The 24,780-nt window shown below is 53.0% G+C and carries 16 protein-coding genes, 2 tRNA genes and 3 rRNA genes; 13 read left to right on the top strand and 8 right to left on the bottom strand.

Annotated elements, in window-relative coordinates:
• Window positions 1-50: 50 nt before the first annotated feature.
• Window positions 51-938 (bottom strand): alpha/beta fold hydrolase, encoded by an 888-nt coding sequence (locus O5O45_RS18365; RefSeq protein ID WP_305900812.1) that lies wholly within the window; start codon window positions 936-938, stop codon window positions 51-53.
• 281 nt (window positions 939-1,219) lie between these two features.
• On the opposite strand from O5O45_RS18365, the gene O5O45_RS18360 reads away from it, so the two are divergent.
• The gene (locus O5O45_RS18360; protein WP_305900811.1) at window positions 1,220-1,708 is read left to right on the top strand and encodes a DUF5063 domain-containing protein; all 489 of its coding nucleotides are present in this window, start codon (window positions 1,220-1,222) and stop codon (window positions 1,706-1,708) included.
• A 233-nt stretch (window positions 1,709-1,941) separates the two neighbouring features.
• On the opposite strand, the gene O5O45_RS18355 is transcribed toward O5O45_RS18360, so the two are convergent.
• Entirely contained in the window at window positions 1,942-2,412 is a 471-nt protein-coding gene (locus O5O45_RS18355) for a GNAT family N-acetyltransferase (RefSeq protein ID WP_305900810.1), read from the bottom strand.
• A 641-nt stretch (window positions 2,413-3,053) separates the two neighbouring features.
• On the opposite strand from O5O45_RS18355, the gene O5O45_RS18350 reads away from it, so the two are divergent.
• The 5 genes from O5O45_RS18350 to rrf all read left to right on the top strand — a co-directional run bounded on the left by O5O45_RS18350 (window position 3,054) and on the right by rrf (window position 8,342).
• Window positions 3,054-4,588: ribosomal RNA gene (locus O5O45_RS18350) — 16S ribosomal RNA — on the top strand.
• A gap of 113 nt (window positions 4,589-4,701) precedes the next feature.
• Window positions 4,702-4,778: transfer RNA gene (locus O5O45_RS18345), tRNA-Ile, on the top strand.
• Window positions 4,779-4,825: 47 nt separating this feature from the next.
• Window positions 4,826-4,901, top strand: a tRNA-Ala gene (locus tag O5O45_RS18340).
• A 320-nt stretch (window positions 4,902-5,221) separates the two neighbouring features.
• A 23S ribosomal RNA gene (locus tag O5O45_RS18335) occupies window positions 5,222-8,112 on the top strand.
• A 117-nt stretch (window positions 8,113-8,229) separates the two neighbouring features.
• Window positions 8,230-8,342: ribosomal RNA gene (gene rrf / locus O5O45_RS18330) — 5S ribosomal RNA — on the top strand.
• Together the 16S, 23S and 5S rRNA genes with 2 tRNA genes alongside form the textbook arrangement of a ribosomal RNA operon.
• A 129-nt stretch (window positions 8,343-8,471) precedes the next feature.
• Here rrf and O5O45_RS18325 read toward each other — a convergent pair.
• The 5 genes from O5O45_RS18325 to O5O45_RS18305 form a co-directional block, all read right to left on the bottom strand.
• Window positions 8,472-8,594 carry a hypothetical protein gene (locus O5O45_RS18325; RefSeq protein WP_305900809.1) on the bottom strand — a complete coding sequence of 41 codons (123 nt, stop codon included), beginning with the start codon at window positions 8,592-8,594 and terminating at the stop codon, window positions 8,472-8,474.
• Between the two features lie 189 nt (window positions 8,595-8,783).
• Entirely contained in the window at window positions 8,784-9,839 is a 1,056-nt protein-coding gene (locus O5O45_RS18320) for a TIGR00266 family protein (RefSeq protein WP_305900808.1), read from the bottom strand.
• 11 nt (window positions 9,840-9,850) lie between these two features.
• Window positions 9,851-10,534 (bottom strand): TIGR00266 family protein, encoded by a 684-nt coding sequence (locus O5O45_RS18315; protein ID WP_305900807.1) that lies wholly within the window; start codon window positions 10,532-10,534, stop codon window positions 9,851-9,853.
• 11 nt (window positions 10,535-10,545) lie between these two features.
• Window positions 10,546-11,208, bottom strand: coding sequence for a TIGR00266 family protein (locus O5O45_RS18310; protein WP_305900806.1), 663 nt, complete (start codon window positions 11,206-11,208; stop codon window positions 10,546-10,548).
• Between the two features lie 54 nt (window positions 11,209-11,262).
• Window positions 11,263-12,420 (bottom strand): M48 family metallopeptidase, encoded by a 1,158-nt coding sequence (locus tag O5O45_RS18305; RefSeq protein ID WP_305900805.1) that lies wholly within the window; start codon window positions 12,418-12,420, stop codon window positions 11,263-11,265.
• Between the two features lie 292 nt (window positions 12,421-12,712).
• Here O5O45_RS18305 and O5O45_RS18300 point away from each other — a divergent pair, with 292 nt between their 5' ends.
• From O5O45_RS18300 to O5O45_RS18285, 4 genes are all read left to right on the top strand, one after another.
• Window positions 12,713-15,004, top strand: a complete 2,292-nt coding sequence (locus tag O5O45_RS18300; RefSeq protein WP_305900804.1) for a hypothetical protein — start codon at window positions 12,713-12,715, stop codon at window positions 15,002-15,004.
• Window positions 15,005-15,218: 214 nt separating this feature from the next.
• Window positions 15,219-15,677 carry a (2Fe-2S)-binding protein gene (locus tag O5O45_RS18295; protein WP_305900803.1) on the top strand — a complete coding sequence of 153 codons (459 nt, stop codon included), beginning with the start codon at window positions 15,219-15,221 and terminating at the stop codon, window positions 15,675-15,677.
• A 9-nt stretch (window positions 15,678-15,686) separates the two neighbouring features.
• Window positions 15,687-17,873 carry a xanthine dehydrogenase family protein molybdopterin-binding subunit gene (locus tag O5O45_RS18290; protein ID WP_305900802.1) on the top strand — a complete coding sequence of 729 codons (2,187 nt, stop codon included), beginning with the start codon at window positions 15,687-15,689 and terminating at the stop codon, window positions 17,871-17,873.
• A gap of 13 nt (window positions 17,874-17,886) precedes the next feature.
• Window positions 17,887-18,822: an XdhC family protein gene (locus O5O45_RS18285; protein WP_305900801.1), complete on the top strand. Its 936-nt coding sequence runs from the start codon at window positions 17,887-17,889 to the stop codon at window positions 18,820-18,822.
• Between the two features lie 11 nt (window positions 18,823-18,833).
• On the opposite strand, the gene O5O45_RS18280 is transcribed toward O5O45_RS18285, so the two are convergent.
• Window positions 18,834-19,439 (bottom strand): LysE/ArgO family amino acid transporter, encoded by a 606-nt coding sequence (locus O5O45_RS18280; RefSeq protein WP_305900800.1) that lies wholly within the window; start codon window positions 19,437-19,439, stop codon window positions 18,834-18,836.
• 170 nt (window positions 19,440-19,609) lie between these two features.
• Here O5O45_RS18280 and O5O45_RS18275 point away from each other — a divergent pair, with 170 nt between their 5' ends.
• The 3 genes from O5O45_RS18275 (at window position 19,610) to O5O45_RS18265 (ending at window position 24,768) form a co-directional block, all read left to right on the top strand.
• Window positions 19,610-20,503, top strand: a complete 894-nt coding sequence (locus O5O45_RS18275; protein ID WP_305900799.1) for a LysR family transcriptional regulator ArgP — start codon at window positions 19,610-19,612, stop codon at window positions 20,501-20,503.
• Window positions 20,504-20,662: 159 nt separating this feature from the next.
• On the top strand, window positions 20,663-22,465 hold the full coding sequence (locus tag O5O45_RS18270) for an ATP-binding protein (RefSeq protein WP_305900798.1): 1,803 nt from the start codon (window positions 20,663-20,665) through the stop codon (window positions 22,463-22,465).
• A gap of 2 nt (window positions 22,466-22,467) precedes the next feature.
• On the top strand, window positions 22,468-24,768 hold the full coding sequence (locus O5O45_RS18265) for a hypothetical protein (RefSeq protein WP_305900797.1): 2,301 nt from the start codon (window positions 22,468-22,470) through the stop codon (window positions 24,766-24,768).
• The last annotated feature ends 12 nt before the right edge of the window (window positions 24,769-24,780 follow it).

The following is a 24,780-nucleotide window of genomic DNA, read 5'->3' as shown; positions in this document are numbered from 1 at the left end:
AGCGGAGCGAGCAAGAACTCGCCGCGCTTCCATCAAGTCGCGGCGGGTGGTTATGAGCGGTTGTGTAAAAGGAAGCGCGCCAAGGTAGCGACGAACTGTTCCGGCTCTTCCAGATGCGGATAATGGCCTGACTTGGAAAACAGCCTGGCGTTATAGGCGTTGTCCGCCGGCGCTGTGTAAGTGTCTCCCGCCATGACGAAATCGCTCGCGCCCATAATGTGCAAAGAGTCTTGTTTCAAGCTGGCGAAGTCATATACATCGTCAGGCCCTGACTGACTGTGAATTGAGCTGGTAATCTGCTTAAACACCTCATCGCTTTCCTGTAACTCCGTCTGCGCTTTCATGGCGGCGTAGTCATCCATGGCCTGAAAGTTCGACCAATAAAACAAGGTTCGCAGATCCCTGTTTTCCAGCTTTTCTCGAAATGCTTGTTTGGCGCTCCATAAGCTGGCGGGATTCTGGATATCATACTCAACCTCCTGCATCAGAGTGGCGTAGTCGTCGCGTTGGAAAATCTTCATCAGGATCTGATCTATGAGGAAGTTCCTCTTGGCGGGAATGTCTGGTCGCAAAGATCTCCCCAGAAAAACGGCCTTAGTCTCAATGGACTCATCCTGTCTGAGTGCGTCATAAAGCAATCTGGCGCCGTAGCTGTGCCCCACCACGGCGCAAAAGCCAGGATGGCAAGTGCTAAGGCGATGAATAGCGGCGATAAGATCGTCAACGTTATCTTGATGAGTGAGCGCTGGCGTCTGGGCTGAAAGCCCGCAGCCGCGCTGGTCATAAGAGGTCCAGCCAAATCCTTCGCTGTAAATGGGGTAACGTTGCAACCACTCTTTGAAATAGTGCGAGTGACTTCCGGGGCCACCGTGTACGAATAAAATGATCGCGTTGTTTTGCTTTGGGTTATGGGTCCAACAGTGCAGGTCTTTGCTCATGTCATAACATCCTGTATTGAGCTGATTAACGGGTGTGTTGTCAGCATTATGCAAGGGAGAGCAATTATTCTCTATCCGGGGGTATGAATACAGGACTAGCATTAATACTAGCTGTCGAATCAAAGGGGTATTTGATAACGTTGGTGACAAATTAACTCGAAAGGCGTCCTGTCCTTGCTTGGATAACAAAGAATGAGTTGGCGGCGATAATCGCAGCTGTAACTGTGCAATGGCCTGCACATTAGAATTACAACGAGCCTAATATTCAGAGGTAACTGAACTTGAAAACAATAGAACCCAGCAGTGAGCAAACTCAACGTTTTGTAGAATTGGCCCGGGAATATTGTCAATGGAGCGAAGCGACGCCGGGCTCCGAAGATGAAGAAATGGCGACAGCTACCAGACTGCTGGCCAGTCTTTACGCAACGATATTGGAACTGCCTTTTGAACCGGCGGGTACGGATTTGGAATTTGAAACCATGACCCACGACGCTTGGCAAAAAATCTACCAGCGATTCAGTTCGATGCCATTCACTCAGTATCGCGATATCGACGATCCATTCGATATGCAATCCGCTTCCGTCAATGCGGGAGACATTGCCGATGATCTGGCGGATATCTATCGCGACATGAAAGACGGCCTGTCCTTATGGGATCACAATCACACCAAAGAGGCCGTGTGCTATTGGGAAGAAAGCTTTCGCATACATTGGGGTCAGCATGCTATTGATGCATTAAAAGCGTTGCACTGGCGTCGTCATAATCGCTAAAAAATTCCGAGTCAGCGACAGTATTGGTCGTTGTAAGAAGTAATATTACTCCTGCGACGGGATGGAGAGGGAGTCTCCCATCAAGGACTCACAAATGGACTCACAAAAGGATTAGCCCGCAGACCCGGCTGGGTCGAAACGGACTTATAAACGGAATTGACGCAGAAGCGCTGTTAAACCCAGGCATGGAAGCCGCCCGTCGCCCTCATCTATAAAAACGGAAATAACTCTGTCTAATTTGAGGACTTATTTTCAAGGCGCATATCAATATGAGGAATGCCGTCTTCGTCATACTGTTCGGAAATGGTGACGAAACCGAAGCTTTGATAAAACTTTTCCAGGTAAGCCTGTGCTTGAATTTTAATGTTGTGTTGCGGATACAGCTCCCGCGCCCAACTCAAGCCCTCAGTCATCAGCTTCTTACCTGAACCGCCGCCTCGCGCAGAAGGTGCGGTGACAATTCGACCCAGGGAAGTCTCGGTATACTTTATTCCTGGCGGGGCTAAGCGTAGGTAGGCGGTTAGCGTTTCTACGCCTTCAATGTCCGACCAGCCCAGCAAATGCAGACAGTCTTTATCCGCACCATCCGCATCCAGGTAGGGACAGTTCTGTTCCACAACAAAAACCTCTGACCGTAGACGCAGTAATGCGTACAGTTCATCAAGCGTTAGTTCACTAAAAGCTTTGCGCGTCCAACTGATCATATATGCTGCTACCTGACGATTCGTTACAACGAAAGGCTTTTATAACATTGTCATAGAGGGAAAGATCTGCTCTTTTTCGTAGCAGTGAGATTGAAGTTTCAAAAGGTCCATGTGTAGAGTTGGCCTCTATTTGCTTCACGGGTTTAGCGCAGTGGCGAAAGATGTTCTGGGCCGGGGGGCGGTATACGTGGACGGTGCGCAGGTAGATGCGAGCTTCATGGTGCAAAGAGGAAGCGAGCACGTGATCCAGGCGGGTAAGAAGAAGATCGCAGGTTTTTGTGAAATAACGAAAATAGTGCTTGCGTGAAATCGAGGGGTGCGTATAATGCGCCCCACTTCGACGGGGAAGCCGGTCGGAGGGGAGGGAAAGAAGCTGGTTTGAGAGAGCCGGCGGCGCTAAAAAGGAGTTGACACTGAGAAACGAAAGTGTAGAATGCGCGCCTCGGTCGGAGAGAGTCTCCGAAAGAGAAAGTTCTTTAAAAAGTTAATCAAGCAATTTGTTGTGGGCGCTAACTGAGGCGGATCTGGAAAAGATTAAGTCTTAAGTTAGTGACTCGTACAATTCATGAGTGAGTAATCACTCAAGAGTACAGTAGTTTTAACTTGAGCAAGATTAAGAATCTTAATGATTCACACTCTTTAAACTGAAGAGTTTGATCATGGCTCAGATTGAACGCTGGCGGCAGGCTTAACACATGCAAGTCGAGCGGTAACAGTCCTTCGGGAGCTGACGAGCGGCGGACGGGTGAGTAAAGCATAGGAATCTGCCTGTTAGAGGGGGATAGCCCGGGGAAACTCGGATTAATACCGCATACGCCCTACGGGGGAAAGCAGGGGATCTTCGGACCTTGCGCTAACAGATGAGCCTATGTCGGATTAGCTAGTTGGTAGGGTAAGAGCCTACCAAGGCGACGATCCGTAACTGGTCTGAGAGGATGATCAGTCACACTGGAACTGAGACACGGTCCAGACTCCTACGGGAGGCAGCAGTGGGGAATATTGGACAATGGGGGCAACCCTGATCCAGCCATGCCGCGTGTGTGAAGAAGGCCTTCGGGTTGTAAAGCACTTTCAGTGGGGAGGAAAGGGCAGTTGCTAATATCAGCTGCAGTTGACGTTACCCACAGAAGAAGCACCGGCAAACTCCGTGCCAGCAGCCGCGGTAATACGGAGGGTGCGAGCGTTAATCGGAATTACTGGGCGTAAAGCGCGCGTAGGCGGTTGCTTAAGCTAGATGTGAAATCCCCGGGCTCAACCTGGGAACTGCATTTAGAACTGGGCGACTAGAGTTTTGGAGAGGAGGGTAGAATTCCAGGTGTAGCGGTGAAATGCGTAGAGATCTGGAGGAATACCAGTGGCGAAGGCGGCCCTCTGGCCAAAAACTGACGCTGAGGTGCGAAAGCGTGGGGAGCAAACAGGATTAGATACCCTGGTAGTCCACGCCGTAAACGATGAGAACTAGCCGTTGGGGTCCTTAGAGACTTTAGTGGCGCAGCTAACGCGATAAGTTCTCCGCCTGGGGAGTACGGCCGCAAGGTTAAAACTCAAATGAATTGACGGGGGCCCGCACAAGCGGTGGAGCATGTGGTTTAATTCGAAGCAACGCGAAGAACCTTACCTGGCCTTGACATCCAGAGAACTTTCCAGAGATGGATTGGTGCCTTCGGGAACTCTGAGACAGGTGCTGCATGGCTGTCGTCAGCTCGTGTTGTGAAATGTTGGGTTAAGTCCCGTAACGAGCGCAACCCTTGTCCCTATTTGCCAGCACTTCGGGTGGGAACTTTAGGGAGACTGCCGGTGACAAACCGGAGGAAGGTGGGGACGACGTCAAGTCATCATGGCCCTTACGGCCAGGGCTACACACGTGCTACAATGGGGCGTACAGAGGGTTGCGAAGCCGCGAGGTGGAGCTAATCTCTTAAAGCGTCTCGTAGTCCGGATTGGAGTCTGCAACTCGACTCCATGAAGTCGGAATCGCTAGTAATCGCGAATCAGAATGTCGCGGTGAATACGTTCCCGGGCCTTGTACACACCGCCCGTCACACCATGGGAGTGGGTTGCACCAGAAGTAGCTAGTCTAACCTTCGGGGGGACGGTTACCACGGTGTGATTCATGACTGGGGTGAAGTCGTAACAAGGTAGCCGTAGGGGAACCTGCGGCTGGATCACCTCCTTAAACGATATCCAACTGTCTCAGTTTGGCGTCCACAACAAATTGCTTGATTGGCGAGTAGAGAGCTTACTTAAGGGTCATCAGACCCGTGACGCAATCGAGAGATTGCAAGTTCTGGGTCTGTAGCTCAGGTGGTTAGAGCGCACCCCTGATAAGGGTGAGGTCGGTGGTTCAAGTCCACCCAGACCCACCAGAATTTCCTTGTTCTTGGTGAAAACTAAGTGTGATTAGGAAGATTATGGGGCTGTAGCTCAGCTGGGAGAGCGCCTGCCTTGCACGCAGGAGGTCAGCGGTTCGATCCCGCTCAGCTCCACCATTCCATGAATGGTAGTAGTACGGTTGACGATTAAGTAAGTGAAAGCTGACGGTTTGAGATGTTAGAAACGAATACAGCATGAAAGTTTCAGAAAGATGACTGTATTGGTTTCTGGCATTTGGTCAGAGAAGCTCTTTAACAATTTGGATAAGCAAAGTAAAAACCAACACGTAGTGATGAACGAAGTTTGTTTGTCACACAACGGATAGGTTTTACTGAGTAGTTATACTCAAGCGCAATATCGGCAAATTATTGTTACGGTGAAACCAGCGCTGTATAGCTTGAAGTGATGGCAGTAATGAAATTACTTCGGGTTATATGGTCAAGTGAATAAGCGCATACGGTGGATGCCTTGGCAACTGGAGGCGATGAAAGACGTGGAAGCCTGCGATAAGCGTCGGCGAGGTGGCAAACAACCTTTGACCCGGCGATCTCTGAATGGGGAAACCCACCTGATTTATCAGGTATCCTGCACTGAATCCATAGGTGTAGGAGGCGAACCGGGGGAACTGAAACATCTAAGTACCCCGAGGAAAAGAAATCAACCGAGATTCCCTTAGTAGCGGCGAGCGAACGGGGAGCAGCCCTTAAGCTTTGTGACAGATAGGAGAACGCTCTGGAAAGTGCGGCCATAGTGGGTGACAGCCCCGTATCTGAAATCTTATCAAAGTGAAATCGAGTAGGTCGGGACACGTGTTATCTTGACTGAATATGGGGGGACCATCCTCCAAGGCTAAATACTCCCAGTTGACCGATAGTGAACCAGTACCGTGAGGGAAAGGCGAAAAGAACCCCTGTGAGGGGAGTGAAATAGAACCTGAAACCGTATGCGTACAAGCAGTGGGAGCAGATTTATTCTGTGACTGCGTACCTTTTGTATAATGGGTCAGCGACTTACGTTTAGTGGCGAGCTTAACCGAATAGGGGAGGCGTAGGGAAACCGAGTCTGAATAGGGCGAATTAGTCGCTAGGCGTAGACCCGAAACCGAGTGATCTAGCCATGGGCAGGTTGAAGGTTGAGTAACATCAACTGGAGGACCGAACCGAAATCTGTTGAAAAAGATTCGGATGACTTGTGGCTGGGGGTGAAAGGCCAATCAAACTCGGAGATAGCTGGTTCTCCCCGAAAGCTATTTAGGTAGCGCCTCGGACGAACGCCTACGGGGGTAGAGCACTGTTTGGGCTAGGGGGTCATCTCGACTTACCAACCCCATGCAAACTCCGAATACCGTAGAGTGATATCCGGGAGACACACGGCGGGTGCTAACGTCCGTCGTGAAGAGGGAAACAACCCAGACCGCCAGCTAAGGCCCCCAAGTCCATGTTAAGTGGGAAACGATGTGGGAAGGCACAGACAGCTAGGAGGTTGGCTTAGAAGCAGCCACCCTTTAAAGAAAGCGTAATAGCTCACTAGTCGAGTCGGCCTGCGCGGAAGATGTAACGGGGCTCAAACATGGCGCCGAAGCTGCGGATTCATCCAATGGATGAGTGGTAGGGGAGCGTTCTGTAAGCTGATGAAGGTGGATCGAGAGGTCTGCTGGAGGTATCAGAAGTGCGAATGCTGACATGAGTAACGATAATGCGGGTGAAAAACCCGCACGCCGGAAGACCAAGGGTTCCTGCGCAACGCTAATCGGCGCAGGGTGAGTCGGCCCCTAAGGCGAGACCGAAAGGTGTAGTCGATGGGAAATCGGTTAAAATTCCGATACTTTGTATTGCTGCGATGGGGGGACGGAGAAGGCTAGGTCAGCCTGGGATTGGTAGTCCAGGTTTAAGCCTGTAGGCAGTGTGTTTAGGCAAATCCGGACACACAATGCTGAGGGGTGATGACGAACTCTCTTTAAGAGAGTGAAGTGATTGATGCCCAGCTTCCAGGAAAAGCCTCTAAGCTTCAGGCAATACGAAACCGTACCCCAAACCGACACAGGTGGTCAGGTAGAGAATACCAAGGCGCTTGAGAGAACTCGGGTGAAGGAACTAGGCAAAATGGTGCCGTAACTTCGGGAGAAGGCACGCCGTCATGTACGTGAAGGCCCTGCGGCTGGAGCGGAAGGCGGTCGAAGATACCAGGCCCCTGCGACTGTTTATTAAAAACACAGCACTCTGCAAACACGAAAGTGGACGTATAGGGTGTGACGCCTGCCCGGTGCCGGAAGGTTAATTGATGGGGTTAGCGTAAGCGAAGCTCTTGATCGAAGCCCCGGTAAACGGCGGCCGTAACTATAACGGTCCTAAGGTAGCGAAATTCCTTGTCGGGTAAGTTCCGACCTGCACGAATGGCGTAACGATGGGGGCGCTGTCTCCACCCGAGACTCAGTGAAATTGAAATCGCTGTGAAGATGCAGTGTATCCGCGGCTAGACGGAAAGACCCCGTGAACCTTTACTATAGCTTCACAGTGGACTTTGAACCTGCTTGTGTAGGATAGGTGGGAGGCTTTGAAGCGAGGACGCCAGTTCTCGTGGAGCCATCCTTGAAATACCACCCTGGCATGTTTGAGGTTCTAACTCTGACTGGTAATCCCGGTCGAGGACACTGTGTGGTGGGTAGTTTGACTGGGGCGGTCTCCTCCAAAAGAGTAACGGAGGAGCACGAAGGTGCGCTAAGTACGGTCGGACATCGTACGGTTAGTGTAAAGGCAAAAGCGCGCTTAACTGCGAGACAAACACGTCGAGCAGGTACGAAAGTAGGTCTTAGTGATCCGGTGGTTCTGTATGGAAGGGCCATCGCTCAACGGATAAAAGGTACTCCGGGGATAACAGGCTGATACCGCCCAAGAGTTCACATCGACGGCGGTGTTTGGCACCTCGATGTCGGCTCATCACATCCTGGGGCTGAAGCCGGTCCCAAGGGTATGGCTGTTCGCCATTTAAAGTGGTACGCGAGCTGGGTTTAGAACGTCGTGAGACAGTTCGGTCCCTATCTGCCGTGGACGTTGGAGATTTGAGGAGAGTTGCTCCTAGTACGAGAGGACCGGAGTGAACGAACCGCTGGTGTTCGGGTTGTGATGCCAATCGCATTGCCCGGTAGCTATGTTCGGACGGGATAACCGCTGAAAGCATCTAAGCGGGAAGCCCCCTTCAAGATAAGATCTCCCTGAGGACTTGATCCTCCTAAAGGGCCCTTGTAGACCACGAGGTTGATAGGCTGGGTGTGTAAGCGCTGCGAGGCGTTGAGCTAACCAGTACTAATTGCCCGAGAGGCTTGACCATATAACACCGAAGTAATTTACCGGTATTGATTGAGTATAACTGCTTATCCAAGTTAAAGGTCTTCTGACCAAGCGCCAACTAGACAAGCTAGAACTAAGACAAAGCTTAACGGTTTTGCCTGATGATCATAGCGGACTGGAACCACCTGATCCCATTCCGAACTCAGAAGTGAAACAGTCCAGCGCCGATGGTAGTGTGGATTCCCATGCAAGAGTAGGTCGTCGTCAGGCTCTTAATACGAAGAACCCGTCCTCGTGACGGGTTTTTTTATGCCTGGAGTTTATGCCCAGGCCAGGCGTCAGAGCCCCTCTTACTATTCCCGTAGAGCGCTTCATCTACCACAAACAAACCCTTCAAGCTCAGTGAAAGTCCCTTGATCGCGACTCCAGTTCCTCCAGGTGCGGCGTCAGGTCCGTCAAACGATGGGCGATGACGTGCGCTACGCTCCCTTCGTCATCCTTATCGATCTCTCCGTATACCATTAGCTGTCGCGCTTTGATCTTGGCGCAGAGCTAAAGCTCTGTAGGAATAATTCGGGCAACCCGCGGGAATGCGCAATGATGCCGGTGTGGTAATCCGCTTTAAGTTATGTGGCCTGATGAAGGAATTAGGACCAGGAAGCTTCACTTGCCGGTATTTCGGCAAGTGAAGCAGAGGCGGGAAGGGAAGGATTATCCCTTGCTCTGCACAGGGCGGAATGGGTAAACCCAGCTGGTGAAGGCTTGTACGCTGCGGGTTTGTATCCATACTTTGCCCTTTCCGCTGAAGCGGCAGACAAAGCCTTCGCCGGAGAAGAAGAGGGATTTGTATCCGCCTACTTTGGTAATGCTGTACTCCAGCCCTTCCGTAAACGCGACGATATTTCCGGTATCCACGACATAGTCGCCATCCACGTCCAGCATGATCATGCCGCCGTAAGTGTTGAACCAGAGGTCGCCATCGCCGCTACAGCGGATAAGGAAGAGGCTTTCTCCCGAGAAGAAACCTTTGGTCAGCCCTTGCCATTTGGTCTCCACCGTCACGCCCATATCGGAGGCGACAAATGCGGAGTTCTGCAGAAAGATCGTTTCCCCCTGCAGAAACACGTGCGCCAGATCGCCAGGAGAGGCGGGCGCGATGCCAATTTCGCCGGGACCGTTTTGAGCGGTGAACTCATTGATGAAAATGGACTCGGAGGTTAAGAAGCGGCCCAGGCCGCCTTTCGCCTTGGTCTTCATAACCATGTTGGTGTCCATGGTCGCCATTGCGGAGGCTTCCACTCTGAGCGTTTTTCCGCCGGGCACTTGTACTGTCAGGAAGGCGAAGTCCGGTCGTCCTTCGATTTTGAACTTAAAGCCGGGTTGCTTGTCTTCACGGTCAATAGATGCGTCAGCCCCTTCTTTCCTGGGGGGGGGCGGTGAGGCTGGCGGTATAGGACCAGGTGGAAAGACTGGCCTGGTAATTTCATTGCTTGGCTGCGGCTCTCCCTCTGCGGCAGGTGCTGGAGATGGCGCTTCGCTCATTCCCACCTGGCTTTGTACGCCGATTTTAGTCAACGCCATTTGAATTTTATCCGCCGTGGTTTCATCAATGCCCTTTTTCACGACCATCGGGGCGCGGGAAAATATCTGCTCAGCGGTCTCTGGAGCAACCTTGAATAACTTGGCGAAAGCCACCACCGCGCTTTCCCGGGTAACGCCAGGATTCAACTCACCTGTCACTGTGACTTGGTATGCTGCTGTACTCATCATCACTCTCCTTAAGCTTTACGCGGCTTCAAGCCTGACGACATCGCCCATCCGAAGCTGGATGGATTGTGCGATTGACACCAGACTGTGCCCTTGCCGTGGAATTTACACACCAACCCTTCGCCGCCGAGAAACGAATGCATCCAGCTTTTGCCGGCTTTGGTGATGGTGAAATCCAGCGTCTCGTTGAAGGCGACGATATGGCCGGTGTCGACGATATACTCGCCGTCTACTTCGACCGGATAAATGGCGCCAAAAGAGTTGAGCAGCACTTTGCCTTTCCCTTTCATATGCAGCCAGAAAACGCTTTCCCCTGAGAGGATAGACTTGAAGCCTTGCCAGCCCAAATCGATTTCCACACTGTGTTCGCAGGCCATGAAGGAGCCGCCCTGGACGATCAGGCTTTCGTTGTCGAGCTCGTAAGCCATCATATCGCCAGCGAGTGTGGCGCCGAACCAGACTTCACCATCACCGGATTTGGGTTCGAAGTGGTTGAGAAACAAAGACTCGCCTGCGACCATGCGTTTGATCGCTTTCATCAGGCCGCCGCCCTGCTTCTTATGAGTGGTCGTGGTGACGTCCATATTGCCGCTCATGGCGATCATGGCTCCAGATTCCGCTGTGCAGATCTCACCTTGAGCCAATTTGACTTTCGCCGCGGTGTTGCCAGGGCGATGGATAAGTTCGATGTCCATAATGCGCCCCCTTAGAAAAGTTTCGGGTTGATCCAGTCGGTCAGACCGGAAATGCTGCGAGTTTGAATGATAACTTTGCCTTTGCCTTCGACCCGGGTTACCAGCCCTTCGCCGCTGAAGAAGCTGGAGAACAGGCCGCCAGCCAGCTGGATATGCAGGCTCAGGCCCGGATCGTAGGCCACCAAATGACTGGTGTCGACGATGTACTCGCCATCAATCTCTTTTTCGAGCAGGGCGCCGTAGGCCCCGTACCAGACTTTGCCTGTGCCGGAGACAACCAGTTTGAACAGACCTTCCTTGGCGATGAAGGATTTAAAACCCGCCCAGCGAACGCCAAGCGTGACGCCCTCTGTCGCAGCCAGAAAGGCGCCCGGCTGGAAACACAAGGTTTCATTGTTCAAATCAGCGCAGCGTACCTCACCTGGAGTGGGCTGCACCAAAGTCAGCTTTCGCACGCCGCTGGTGTTATTACTGAAGCGGTTAATGAAGAAGGTTTCGCCTCCCAGAAATTTTCTCAGGATGGCGATAAAGAACGACCCATTGGTGCGTGTTTCCATGTCCAGATCCGCCGACATGCTGGACATGGCGTCAGACTCAGCCGTGATCTGTTCGCCAGGCTCCAGTTCGACGTCCACGTAACCGAACGCGGCGCCTCCTTTTATCTCTGCCTTCATGCGCTATCTCCGTTGTCGATAACTTTATTTCTTCGATTTTCGATGGAGCGGACTCTATTTTTCCGCTACAAACTCTTTGACCAGTTGCTTCAGTCTCTGGAATTCCGGCTCCAGATCGCGGTAGTCGTCTTCCTGATCGCTGATCTGCTCCTGAAGATCGGCGATGCGATCCTCAGTGGCTGGATGCGAACTCAAGAATCCCATAGTGTCTTTCATCAGATCCCTGGCGTCTTCATCTTCAATTTGCTCAAGGCGCTTTTTCTCTTCTTCGATGATTTTGTCGAAGAAGGTAATCAAGCCTTTAGGGTCGATATTGGCGCGTTTTAGCAATTCAAGTCCCTTGGCGTCGGCGTCCGACTCAAACCCTCTGGAATAGCTCTGGTTCAGCAATAGCGGCGCTGCGTTGGCCACGGTCGCCAGCAGTCCGCTGACGTCGCCGAACAGCGCCTGAGCCAACGCGTAAGTGCCGGCGGCCCCCATGATATTGCGCACGCCATGCTGCTCAGTGACATGTGATATTTCATGAGCCATGACGCCAAGAACTTCGCTGGCGTTATCCGCCGCCAATATCAGTCCGGAGTTAATAACGATATACCCTCCCGGCAGTGCGAAAGCGTTGATATCGGATGAACTGGAAACGTAAACCTTGTAGGTGTAGCGCTCGTCACTAACGGCGCTGATTAGGGGATAGGTAAGCGCAGCGACCGCCTGTTTTCCCTCTTCAGACTCAAGTAGCTCATTCTCTATCTGGTACTGGCCGAATACCGTTTTACCCAATTTCTCTTCCCACTCGGCGGGAACCTGTTTTGCAGCGACGGCGGTGATGCTATCCATAAAAACGACAATGGAAAGCGGCGTGCCGATGATCAACGCCACGACGATGACGAGCACTGACCAATTAATGCGACGTACATTACGCGCTTTGCGTAGCTGGCCCTGCAGATGATTATCCTGATGCAGAGCAGGGTGATTGAGGATGCTGCGGTCGCTGGTGTAGAGGTTCCACTCTGGAAAGTCGGGATGAGTGATAAAAACCAGTCTATCGCTGGCTCCGCCCATTTTGACCTGCGCGCCGGTGACAGGAAAGCGAACGCTACTCTCGCCATTGGAGAACTCGATGAACCCGCCGGACACAGTCAGGGAGCCAGAAGCTCTGCCGTTATTGAATTGCTCGTGAAACGCATGGGCCTGATAGTTTTGCGTTGGTTCCATTCATCCCTTCCTGTATGAAATTCTGAAGTGCTGAAGAGGTCTGATAAAAAGGATAAGTTGTCAGGGACGGAATTAAATCCTCTTTCTTAATCGCCGTAAAGCAGAAACGGGGAAAAAGGCTTTGATTTAAAATAGTTGCAAACTTTAGCTGGCGCAAACGCCGTGACCTGCATGTTAAGGCGGTCACTTTATTGTGAAGAACTATCTTGTTTTCGCTGACTACTTAATACACGGCATGCTAGAATCGCGCGCTTTTTATTCAAATGTAGTCTGTGGAAGTTAGAGTAAAGTTATGATGCTGCCCCGTTATTTGTCTGTTTTTTTGCTCTTGGGAGCGCTTATTTGTTTGCCTGGTTGCGGTGGTGAAGGCGGAAGCGGAACTTCGGGTAGCAATAACAGCAATAGCGGGAGCGTGGAAACTGGCGGGGAGCAAGGAGATACTTCTGGAGACACGAGCAACCCATCTAATCCCACCAATCCTTCTAATCCCTGTGACGCCCCTGTCGGAACACAAGCTGATCTATCTGAAGATTGCCGAACGAAAGATTGGGAACCGGCAAGCTCTCCCGATAGGTTTAAGGCGGGCCCTTCCGGTCTTTTGTATGTCCTAAGTAGCGAGGATGCAAACAAGATATATAGATGGGACCTGACTACCCAGCGCTATATCAATCCTATTACGCTGTTAAATCCAATATCCGATTTTGAATATTCCGCGTCGCATGAACGCCTGCTTTTAGGGCATCAGAACGGCGAAATTACGGCGATCGATATTACTAAAGATAAAACAGAACGCCCTTTCGCTAAGCCTGGCCTTAATATCATTAAACTTGTCGCGGCCGGCGACGATTTGTGGGTTGTGGTCCCTGGTGACCGCGATCCTTACTACAGCCCCGATGTTCTCTATTTATTGGACGCAGTCGGGCAAGTTAAGAGCAGTACTTCTATTGATAATCATCTATACACTCTGCAGTGGAATTCTGAGACTGGCCGTCTTTATTTCTTTGGTTACCAGACATTTCCGGGCACGGAATACTATTTCTGCGGATCAGGTGATTATGTGACTAAAGGCGGTCTCTATTGGAGACGCTACAACAAGGATGCCGCGACAATTGAGCACTCCTCCGAGTTGGCGAGGTGCCTGGAAGACGGAGATTTTTCGTTGAGTCCTGACGGGGGGGAGCTGGTTGATCTGCGGGCCCAAATTCATGACTCAGACGGAGACTCCGCTCTAACTAAGCTTAGAAGTCCTTTTACTGATCCTGATGCCTTCGGGTTTGGGGAGTACAAATACAATCAGACTCTCTGGCTTGAAGGACATATTCTGGCGACCTACATTCATGAGGGAAAAACCTATCTCATTAGATGGGACGATACTCGTCAGGTAGTGGATTACCGGATATACCCGGGAGTTGCAAAGGCGTTGGTTGACGCCGGAAATCAAGTGGCGCTTGTGGTTGAAGATGGCGGTGAAACATCTATTTATAGCTACGATATCCGTCTGGACGATGATGGCGACGGCGCACCAAATCGTGACGATGCTTTTCCAGTGGACATCTCCGCCTCTAAAGACTCTGATAACGACGGTTATCCCGATGAATGGAACCCCGGCTTCACCGATGCTGATACGACGACAGGATTGTCCCTGGACTACTATCCCAATGATTCGTCTTGCGCTCTGATTGAGCATGGCGCGCCCATAGACGTCAGTCTGTGTGATATCGCGAGAATGCATTCTGAGGTTGTCGCGACAATCGTTCAGGGTAATCGGCAAGGGGATGTGTTTGCTCTGAATGGCGATCGCAACGCCATCTATCGTTGGTCCGCTGTCGACCAGGGATATAAAAATCCATGGCGTTTAAGTCAGCCTGTCGTCGATATGAGTTATTCCGATAGCGTTAAGCGGCTTTATGTTCTGTACAAGAATGGTGAAGTCAGATACTTCGATGAGGAAAATGAGAATCGCTTTTTTGCATACATGGTCGGCAATCCCACCACTATATTAGCCGGAGGAAATGCGGTTATTGTAATGGCGTCTCCAATGTCAGAAAGCGCCTGGTTGTACGACAATAATGGCCGCATTCTGTCTGAGAGCAGTGTACCGCCGGCCTTGAATGGTTGGTATGCTTCGGGCAAAGACGATGCCTTATACTTTTTCTCGCACGACTTCCCTGAACTCATGATTTCATTTTCCAGCTCTGGATATTTGAATTACATCGCCCAAGTCGATGCTCCGGTATCAGCCGGCTTTTTAGCGTACAACCCATTCAAAGATCTGTTGCTTATCGAAAGGGCTGTATACAGCTTTGAGGAGGTGGGGCGTCAGTTGACCAATGCCGTTAGCTTGCCTCTGAGTTCGTTAAAAGGCGCTACCTGGACCAAAAGCAGCGGCCTTCTGGCTGTTTCGGAGATAGAAGATGGCGGGACACTCTTGACGGAATTGAACCCCGCTTTCGAGAAAGTTGCTGAACAGGAATATGAAGGCGCTCCAATCGCGGTGTTTGGTAGCGAAGGCGATTATACGGTTGTGACAAAGTCAGACGAACGCATTGAAATAAATGGCTACGTTCCTGTTGTGATTGATTAACGTTATATTTTTCTTCGGGCGGGGAAGTTCTTTTCCGCCCCCTTTCTATTTCCTTCACTTCTCCCAATTCCGCAGTATTAGGCAAGTCTCCCGCAGGAATGATGTAGTTGCTTCTGTCTGACAAGGACTACACTTTGCTGAGCTGTGTAGGCCTATCAACCACATCCTGGGTCAGGGATATAAAGAATCAACGAATACTCTGTGGGGGGCGATTATGGGAATCGAACTGACTATTAATGGAGAGAAGCGCTCGCTGGATGTGCCTGAGGATACGCCTTTGTTGTGGGCGATCCGGGATCATCTGCATTTGGCTGGAACCAAGTTCGGGTGCGGCATGGCGCAGTGCGGCTCGTGCACGGTGCATATGAACGGTTCCGCGATTCGTTCTTGCGTGACGCCGGTTGGCTCTGTTCAGGGGCAGTCTATCACCACGATTGAAGGGCTGGAGTCGAAAGTCGCAAAGGCGGTGCAGGAAAGCTGGGAAGAAGAAGCAGTCGTGCAGTGTGGATACTGTCAGTCAGGGCAGATCATGTCCGCGGTGGCGCTTTTGCAAAGCAACCCCAAGCCCAGCGACAGTGACATCGACAGTTTTATGTCAGGCAATATCTGCCGTTGCTCCACCTATGTCCGTATTCGCGCTGCGATCAAGTCCGCAGCAGAAAAAATAGCGTAAGGAGGCTCTATGAAAACCATGAATCCCAGCCTGAGCCGTCGTTCCTTTATCAGCAAATCCACTCTGGGCGGAGCCGGGCTGACGTTGGCGCTATCACTGCCTTCTTTGGCCAGCGCAGCGGAATCCGGTCCGGGCAATACCGCGGGCGAAGCAGCTATTCAGGACTTCGCTCCCAACGCATTCGTGCGCATCAGCCCAGACAACAAAGTGTACGTGATTAGCAAGCACATTGAGATGGGGCAGGGAACCTACACCGGACTTGCGACCTTGCTGGCGGAAGAGCTGGATGCAGACTGGTCCCAAGTCGTTGTCGAAGGCGCGGAGGCGGACGCCAAGCGTTACAACAACTTATTCTGGGGGCAATTCCAGGGCACAGGCGGCAGTACCGCTATGGCGAATTCTTACCAACAAATGAGAGAGGCGGGCGCTAAAGCCAAAGCAATGTTAGTCGCTGCGGCGGCGACCTTGTGGAAGGTTCCTGCTGCGGAGGTCAAGGTCGAATCCGGCAAATTGAGTCACAGTGGTACGTCCAGGCAAGCTAGCTTTGGAGATCTGGCGGAACTGGCGGCCATGCAGCCAGTGCCGGAAACGGCGACCTTGAAAGATCCCAAGGACTTTCGCCTGATTGGTAAGAAGCTGGTGCGCAAGGATCCGGGCAAAACCAATGGGACGGCGATTTTTACCCAGGATGTCCAGCTTCCGGGTATGCTGACCGCGTTGATCACGCATGCTCCGAAGGCAGGCGGTAAGGTCAAAACAGTGGACGACTCCGCCGCACGTAAAGTGCCCGGCGTCGTTTCAGTTATGCAGATTCCCGCTGGCGTGGCGGTATTGGCGCAGGACTTCTGGTCTGCGAAAAAGGGTCGGGACGCTCTCAAAGTGGAGTGGGACGACAGCGCCGCATTTCGTAAAAGCTCAGCGACTATTCTCAAGGAATACCGCGAAGAGCTGAATAAACCGGGAACGCCTGTCGTGCGCAACGGCGACTTCGATGCGACATACGCCGCGGCGGAAAAGCAGTTTGACGCCATCTATGAGTTTCCCTTTCTGGCGCATGCTGCGATGGAGCCGATGAACTGCGTGATCCAGAAAAAGGAGCAGGGCGCCGAGCTCTGGTACGGTTGCCAGTTTCAAACGGGAGACCAGATGCAGGTTGCGCAGATCCTGGGCGTGCCGATGGAAAATGTGAAGATCAATATGCTGCTGGCGGGAGGCAGTTTTGGGCGTCGCGCCAACTCCCATTCCGATTATATTGGTGAAGCGGCGCAAATCGCCAAGGCCTATTCGGAGCCTGTTCCCATCAAGCTGGTGTGGACCCGCGAAGATGATATGCGTGGCTGGTACTACCGCCCCATGTACGTCCATCAGATATCCGCGACGTTGGGGGCGGACGGTTACCCCTCCGCCTGGCGTCATCGCATTGTGGGCCAGTCGATTATTTCCGGCACTGGCTTTGAGGGCATGATGAAAGACGGTGTTGATCCGACCTCTGTGGAAGGCGCTTCCAATTTGCCTTATCACATTGCCAACATGCAGGTGGATTTGCATACGATCAAGGAGGGCGTACCCGTCCTATGGTGGCGCTCTGTTGGATCGACTCACACGGCGTACTCCACGGAAACCTTTATCGACGAACTGGCCAAAGCCGCTGGTAAGGATCCGGTCGCCTATCGCATGAAGCTGCTGGAGGGCCATCCGCGTCATCAGGACGTACTGAAGCTGGCCACTGAAAAGGCCGGCTGGGGTAAACCTCTGCCGAAAGGTCGCTTTCGCGGCGTGGCGGTGCATGAATCTTTCAATTCATACGTGGCTCAGGTGGCGGAGATTGAGGCGGTGGACGACAATCGCTTCCGTATCGTGAAAATCACCTGCGCGGTGGACTGTGGTCTCGCCATCAACCCCGACATTATTAAAGCGCAAATGGAAGGAGGAATTGGCTATGGCTTATCGCCAGCGCTGGTCAGTGAGATCACCCTGGAGGATGGCGCAGTCAAGCAATCCAACTTCCACGATTATCAGGTGTTGCGCATGAATCAGATGCCGGACGTGGAGGTGCATATCGTGCCTTCAGCGGAGCCGCCCACTGGCGTTGGCGAACCGGGTACGCCGGTTGCGGCGCCGGCGGTGGCTAATGCGCTGTTCGCCGCGACGGGAGAAATCCCACGCAGCCTCCCGTTCAAGAACCTGTTCGCCTGATATGAGCGGGCCGATGTTTGTGGAAAACGTGATACCTGCGGCCTGCGCCTGGCTGGCTCAGGGCGCCAAGGTGGCGTTGATTACCCTGGTGGGTGTGGACGGTTCCTCGCCGCGCCCATTAGGGAGTCAAATGGCGGTGCGTGAAGACGGCGTGGCGATAGGGTTGATTTCGGGAGGCTGTGTTGAGGCGGCGTTAATCCATGAAGCAGTCGCTGCACTGGCGGACGGACGTAATCGCAAGCTGCGTTACGGTAAAGACTCTCCTTTCTTCGACATCCGATTGCCTTGCGGCTCTGGGATCGATGTGCTGATTGACGTCAATGTGGACACCGATTTGTTGTTCGCTTTGCGAGACCGGCAACTACAACGTCAGCCGGCGCTACTGTGCATGGACTTGGAGCGCGCGGTGAGTGGCGATGGCGCGCATCTGCAACTGGAAGCCTGTTCCGGAACTCAGGCTTCTGACTCCTACTTGAACGGCGATCGTTTTGTCAGAGTCTATAACCCCGCCATCCGCTTGCTGGCGTTCGGACGGGGAGAGATATTTCGGCAGCTGTTGATGCTGACGCCGGCGATGGGATACGAAGTGTTAGCGGTATCTCCGGGGGATGCGTCTGGATATTCTCCACCTGGAGTGACCAGATTGCATGCGCCGGACCATTTCGAGGAGGCGTGGAGCGACGCCTGGACGGCGGCGGCGTTGTTATTCCACGACCATGAATGGGAGATTCCCATTTTACGCAACCTGTTGCGCACGGACTGCTTCTATATCGGCGCATTGGGTAGCTTGAGGACGCAGGCCATACGGCGGGAGCAACTGGCGGAGGAAGGCGTCAGCGAGGCCGAGATTGATCGCGTCAAAGGACCCATTGGGTTGAATATCGGTGGTAAATCACCGCCGGAGATTGCGATTTCGATTCTCGCTGAAATTATTTCCCGCCGCGTATAAAAAACGGCGTATTACGCGCCGTTCTGAAACAATCCCCAGGCTATACGCCACATCAGCACAGCGATCAGTCCATCCACCAGTCGCCAGAATGAAGGGCGCGACAGCCAGGGCGACAACGCTGCGGCGGCGATGGCCAAGCCGAAGAACCAGATGATCGAGGCTGAGGCGGCGCCGGCTGCGTAAGCGGCGGGGGCGGATTGTTGAGCGCCCACTGAGCCGATCAGGAAAAGGGTGTCCAGATAGACATGTGGATTGAGAAGCGTGACCGCCAGGGTGGTCGCTACGACAATGCCAAGGCTACGTTTGACGGCGCCTTCCGCTTCCAGCCCTGGTCCTGGATAGAGCGCCCGTTTGACGGAAAAGGTGCCGTAAGCGGTGAGAAAAATCACTCCTCCCCAACGCGCCCACTCCGCAACCTGCGGGAACTCTCTAAGTAATGCAGCCATACCGAAAACGCCCGCGGCGATCAGCAACAGGTCCGCCAGTGCGCAAATTGCGGCGACGGGGAAGTGATGCTCTCGCTTCAGGCTTTGCGCCAGTACGAATGCGTTTTGTGCGCCTATCGCCACAATCATTCCCAAAGAAAGGCTAAACCCGTTGAAGTAACTCTGCCACATGCAGTTAACACCCTTTTGTTATGTCTAAGTCGTCATGTCCGTTTATTGTCATGACTATGATTAGGATTCAGGTTGTCGCAGGCGCCTTGCGTTTATCTGCATCGAAGATTAGGGTGTTTCTAAATATTAATAAAACAAATAATCCTAACCTCTCATTAGAAAAATTGATCATGCTGGATTACAAATTACTGCAAGCGCTGGCGGCGATTGTGGAAGGCCAAGGCTTCGAGAAGGGCGCCGCTTTGCTGGGTATTTCCCAGTCCGCGATTTCTCAGCGCATCAAGCTGTTAGAGGCGAGGTTGGGACAACCCGTCCTGATCCGCTCCCCGGGACTCGCGCCCACTGACCTGGGAAAACGACTTCTCAATCATGTGCAGCAGGTGCGCCTACTGGAGCATGATCTGTTGCAGGATGTGCCGACGCTGGGCGCGGAGGCGTTACGCCTCCGCATCGCGATAAATGCGGACAGTCTCGCCACATGGTGGTTTCCTGTGATGGGGGATTATTGCCGGCGCGAAGGCGTGTTGCTGGATCTGGTGATTGAAGATCAGGATATCGGGCTCAAACGGATGCGTGACGGTGATGTGGCGGGATGCGTATGCAGCGCGGAACAGGCGGTGCAGGGTTCCCGTAGCGTTTATCTGGGAACCCTGGTGTATCGCGCCTACGCCAGCCCTGATTTCATGTCCCGTTATTTTCCTGTGGGGGTGACCACTGACGCGCTGGCGATCGCTCCGGTCATTAACTTCGGTCCTGACGACCAATTGCAGCATCGCCTGTTGCAAAGCCTGGGCTATCAGGGAGCGTTTCCATTTCATCTATGCCCCTCGTCAGAAGGGTTTATTCGTATGTCGGAGGCGGGATTGGGATACGGCATGATGCCGGAAATTCAGGCGCAGGAGTCGGTGATGGCGGGACGACTGGTGGAGGTGAAGCCGGGTTATGCGCAAAAAGTGCCGTTGTATTGGCACTACTGGCGACAGGGGGGAGAGATGCTGGAAGGTCTGACTCGACATTTATGCACAGCGATCCCTTTAAATCAGGGAGAAATAACGGTTAAATAGAGTTCTCCCTGCAAAATTGACCTACTCTCATAATGGATGTGATCCTTTAACTAAACACAGATACTGAACCTTTAATGTCGTGCGCGGCGAGCGATGCACTGTGTTCGCTATATCGTCGCTCGATTGATAGTTTTCAATTAATAAAAAAGCAGTTATTTCATGGCTAGTGAACTTCATCAAACCCAGGTTGACCTCGACGGACTGTTGGAGGTGCTGGGTCGCAATTTATATTCCACTCCCGCTGTCGCAATCCGGGAGCTCATTCAAAACGCGCATGACGCCTGCGTGCGTTCCCGGCTGGAGACTGGTCGGAACGGCGATTTCGCCATACGCATTCAGGCGGATAGCCACCGCAACCAGATTGTCATCACCGACAACGGCTCCGGTCTCACGTACGAGGAAGTGCTGAAATATCTCGCCACTATCGGCTCCGGCTATACCCGCGTGCTGCGGGATAGCTCTCACAATGAGGATATGGTGGGGTATTTCGGATTGGGCTTTTTGTCCGCCTATGTCGTGGCGGAGAAAGTGGAAGTCTGGACCACCTCTTACCAAACGCCGGAGCAGACCTGGTATTTCTCCACCGCCGGCGGCAAGAAATTCGCCATTTCCGCTACTGCGCCTGCGCAGGTGGGAACCACCGTTAAGCTGCACCTGCGGGAGGAGTTTTATCACCTGGCGGAAAGCGACCTTCTGCAGGGGCTGATCGAACGCTACTGCTGTCTGTTGCGTGTCCCCATTTTCCTGAATAACGACGATGAGCAGGTCAACAGTCTGGTGGCGCCCTGGCGATTGGACGCCGCCACATCCGAATTGCAGCGCAAGAAGCGGCGTCTGGAATTCGCCGCCATTTTCGAAGGCGCTTTTGAGCCTTTGTGCGCCATTCCCATTCCTGAAAATAACCCCTGGAGTCTGAAAGGATTGCTGTGGGTGCAGGATCGCGGCGGCTACGCCACCTCGGACTACCGCAATATCTCGGTGTTCGTGCGCAGTATGTTCATCACTGGAGAATGTCGCGAGCTGTTGCCGCTGTGGGCGGGATTCGCTGGCGGTGTAGTGGAGTCGGTGGCGCTGTCGCCAACGGCGAGCCGTGAAGATATTCAGAAAGACGAGCGTTTTTATGAAATTCGCGACTTCCTGGCCGAAACGCTGATTGAGGGCTTGAGAACCATCGCCGCCAACGAAAGCAGCGTGTGGCGACGTATTCTCAGCCGTCATAACCAGACGCTGTTAGGGGCGGCGTTGAGCGATGATCGTTTGTTTGAGGTCATGCAGAACGACTTGAAAATACCAACCACTATTGGCGACGTGACGCTTCCTGCATATCTCAAGCAGAGCGGCGGTGTGATCTATATCCGTAATGAGGACAAGAACAGCCAGGAAGAGTTGCTGTTCCGGGCGCAAATGAAGCCGTTGGTGTCTGGCTACCTCTATGCCGCGTCCGGCTTTTGTCAGAAGTACGCACACTGGAATCAACTGAAAGCTCATATTCTGGGCAGCGGCGATGCGGAAACCAAGCTGTTCACAGTAGAGACGGTGGATGAAGCGACTTACGACAAGCTGGCGGCGCTCTTGTTGCGCAAAAATGAGGCGTTGTCCTGTGCGCGATTTGAGCCGGCTCATGTGCCGCTGCTGGTCATCCATGATCAGGACGTGGCGCTCAAGAAACGGATTGAGCGGGATGAAGCGGATAAGCGCATCGGCTCGGCGGCGTTGAGTCTGGCGCGGTTGCATACGCAAGCCATTTCGGCGGAAATTGAACGGCGTCTCTACGTTAACCTGAATTCGCCGCTGGTTACGGCCATGATGGACGCGTCCCAAGAGTCGGCGGGGCATTTGGCGGTGGCGGTTCGGGCCTATATGGAATCGTTAACCCATCAGGTCGACGATAGCGACTCTAATTTTTCTGATGAACTCAAGCGCTTCAGCGAGGCGCTGCTGGCGATCACGCGAGGGGTGTAACGATGAATATCTGGAATTGGGTTCATGAGCGCGTCTCGGCGCTGAGAGAAAGTGGCGAGCATCGTCTGGCGGAGTTTGTCTATGACATTTCCCACTATTCGGTGAATGATGAGCACCACAAAGTGGATGCGTTGTACCCGGAAGCGCTGAGTCTGGCGCGCAAGCATGGCGATAAATGGCTGGAGATTTATTTTCGTCACTGGCATCTGCAAAGTCAGGTGCTGACCCGGCGCAAGGGACAGGCCATGTTGGGGGAGGCGGTGGACTTATTGGAGTTCGCTCACCGGGAAGAAACCCGTGACTGTCCGCAAAGCATCTGCGTCGTGCAGGACCTGGCCTGTTGCTATGCGATTACCGACGGCCCCGGCTATGTAGAGGAAAGACTGGCGGTGGCGCAGGAAACCTTGAGCAGGATCGATGCGACCTGGCCTTGCTTCACCTGTATTGGCGGCGAATACAACAGTGCGTTGATTGACGCGGGCCGCTTCGAGGATGCGCTGGCCTCAGTTCGCGAGCAGAAAAAAGCGTTAACCGCGAGCCATCGCTCACCTGATGACACCAATATGCTGTTTTGTCAGTTGGACGCTCTGATTGGACTGCACCGATACGAAGAAGCGGAAAAGCTGGCGCGTAAAACCAGAAACGATGGCGGCGGAGAGCATTTCGAGCGCCGTAGAAAGAATTATCTGGCTTGGTGCCTGGCGTTGCTTGAACGCTCTGAAGAGGCGGAGGAAGCCCTACTAAGCTATGAAGAGACCATGCTTTCTCCCGCGTTTTTTGAACCCTGGATCAAAACGAAGGAAGTGTTGGCGTCCAGACAAGCCAGCGCCAACTCGGAAGAGCTGGACTTGCAAATCAACGCCATGGTCACTGAGCTATACGATAGCAAAGCCTGGCGGGATACCGTCAATCTTGGGCTGGTGCAGGCTCAGCTTGCGCTGGCGCGAGGCGCTGTCTCTATCGCCCGCTTATGCGTCCAACGTGTGGAGGAAGCGGTTCAGCAACTGCACCGGGATTGCGGCGCCACAGAAGAGCTGGCTGCTTTGAATGCAGCGGTTACTCAGGCGGCGGCGCAAAGAACGCCGTGGGAGTTCTCCGAAATCGAGCAGTTCCTTGAGCAGCAGGCGGAAACCCGTGAATCCGCGCTGGAAATGACGGCGGACGCCTTGCGGAAGTGGCCGGATGACGAGCGAGTGCTGCTTGAATATACCCAACTCTTGGACGCCAGCGGCTGGAGTGAGACAGCGCTCGCAGTATTACGGGAGAAATCTGGTTTTCACGTTCCACGACTGCTGATGACCTACGGCAATATTCTCATTGATCAGGATCATGGGGATGAGTTTTTGCGTGAATTCGGCGCGGAAATTGACCCTGCATTGGACGATGATCTGTTTTGTCGTTTGTGCTGGCTGAAAATGCGTTTCTATTCCAATAGCGATCCGCAGCAGGCCTATGAGCATGTCTGCAAATTGATTGATCGCTCGCCAGACGCAGGCTTCGCTATTGCCGCCGCTGCGCGGCTGGCGATGAAACTCGGTAGCTATCAGGAGTCCGTTAGCTGGTGGACGCGCCTGATTGAGTTGGATCCGGAGGAAATCAATCTGCATTGGGACCGCATGGTTCCTGCGACTATCGCTGGCGACTGGATTTGCGTCAGGGAATCCATGCAAGCCTTGGGGATGGATGTTCCTGAAGGCGAAGGACCTATCGATGAAGACAGCATTTATGTGAGAGTTCGCTTTACGGATGCGGATGGAGAGACGCGGGATTATCTGGCTGTGCGCAATGGTCCAGTCACGGCTCGTGTAATCGGTTTGGCCAGATTGGGCGAGTCCCAACGCTTTGGATGTGAAGTGGTGTTTGACGCCGCGCCGCTGAACAAACTGGATCAGGAAGATGAAGAAGGCGTCATGCGTGATAGCGAAGGATATTACACTTTGCTGTTTTCCGTAGTGCATATCCTCAAATCTCCTGAGTATGACTATTTCGCCATTGATGGCGTGCATCCCGGCGTCGAAAATCTGGCGCGACTGCAAGATAGCCTGGCGGACTTGCAGGTGCACTTTGACCGTCGCAGCAATGAAGACTATGTCCTGTATCTGGAGGACGATGTTGAGTTGCCTGGGATATATATCTACATCGCGGTCCCTGTCGGCGTAGACCTTGAGGCTGTTAATGCGTTACTGAACGGGTTTTCCGCTGAGTTAGAGCATCCTCTGATTTGGCCGGATCTACTGGAAAAACTGGGAGATGAAGCTGCTTTGGAAGCGCAATTGGAAACTCAGGAAAAGTACGATTTGTAGTCGACAAGAAGG

The organism is Hahella sp. HNIBRBA332, assembly GCF_030719035.1.
Lineage (GTDB): Bacteria > Pseudomonadota > Gammaproteobacteria > Pseudomonadales > Oleiphilaceae > Hahella.
This window is presented reverse-complemented; position numbering and strand designations above follow the sequence as displayed.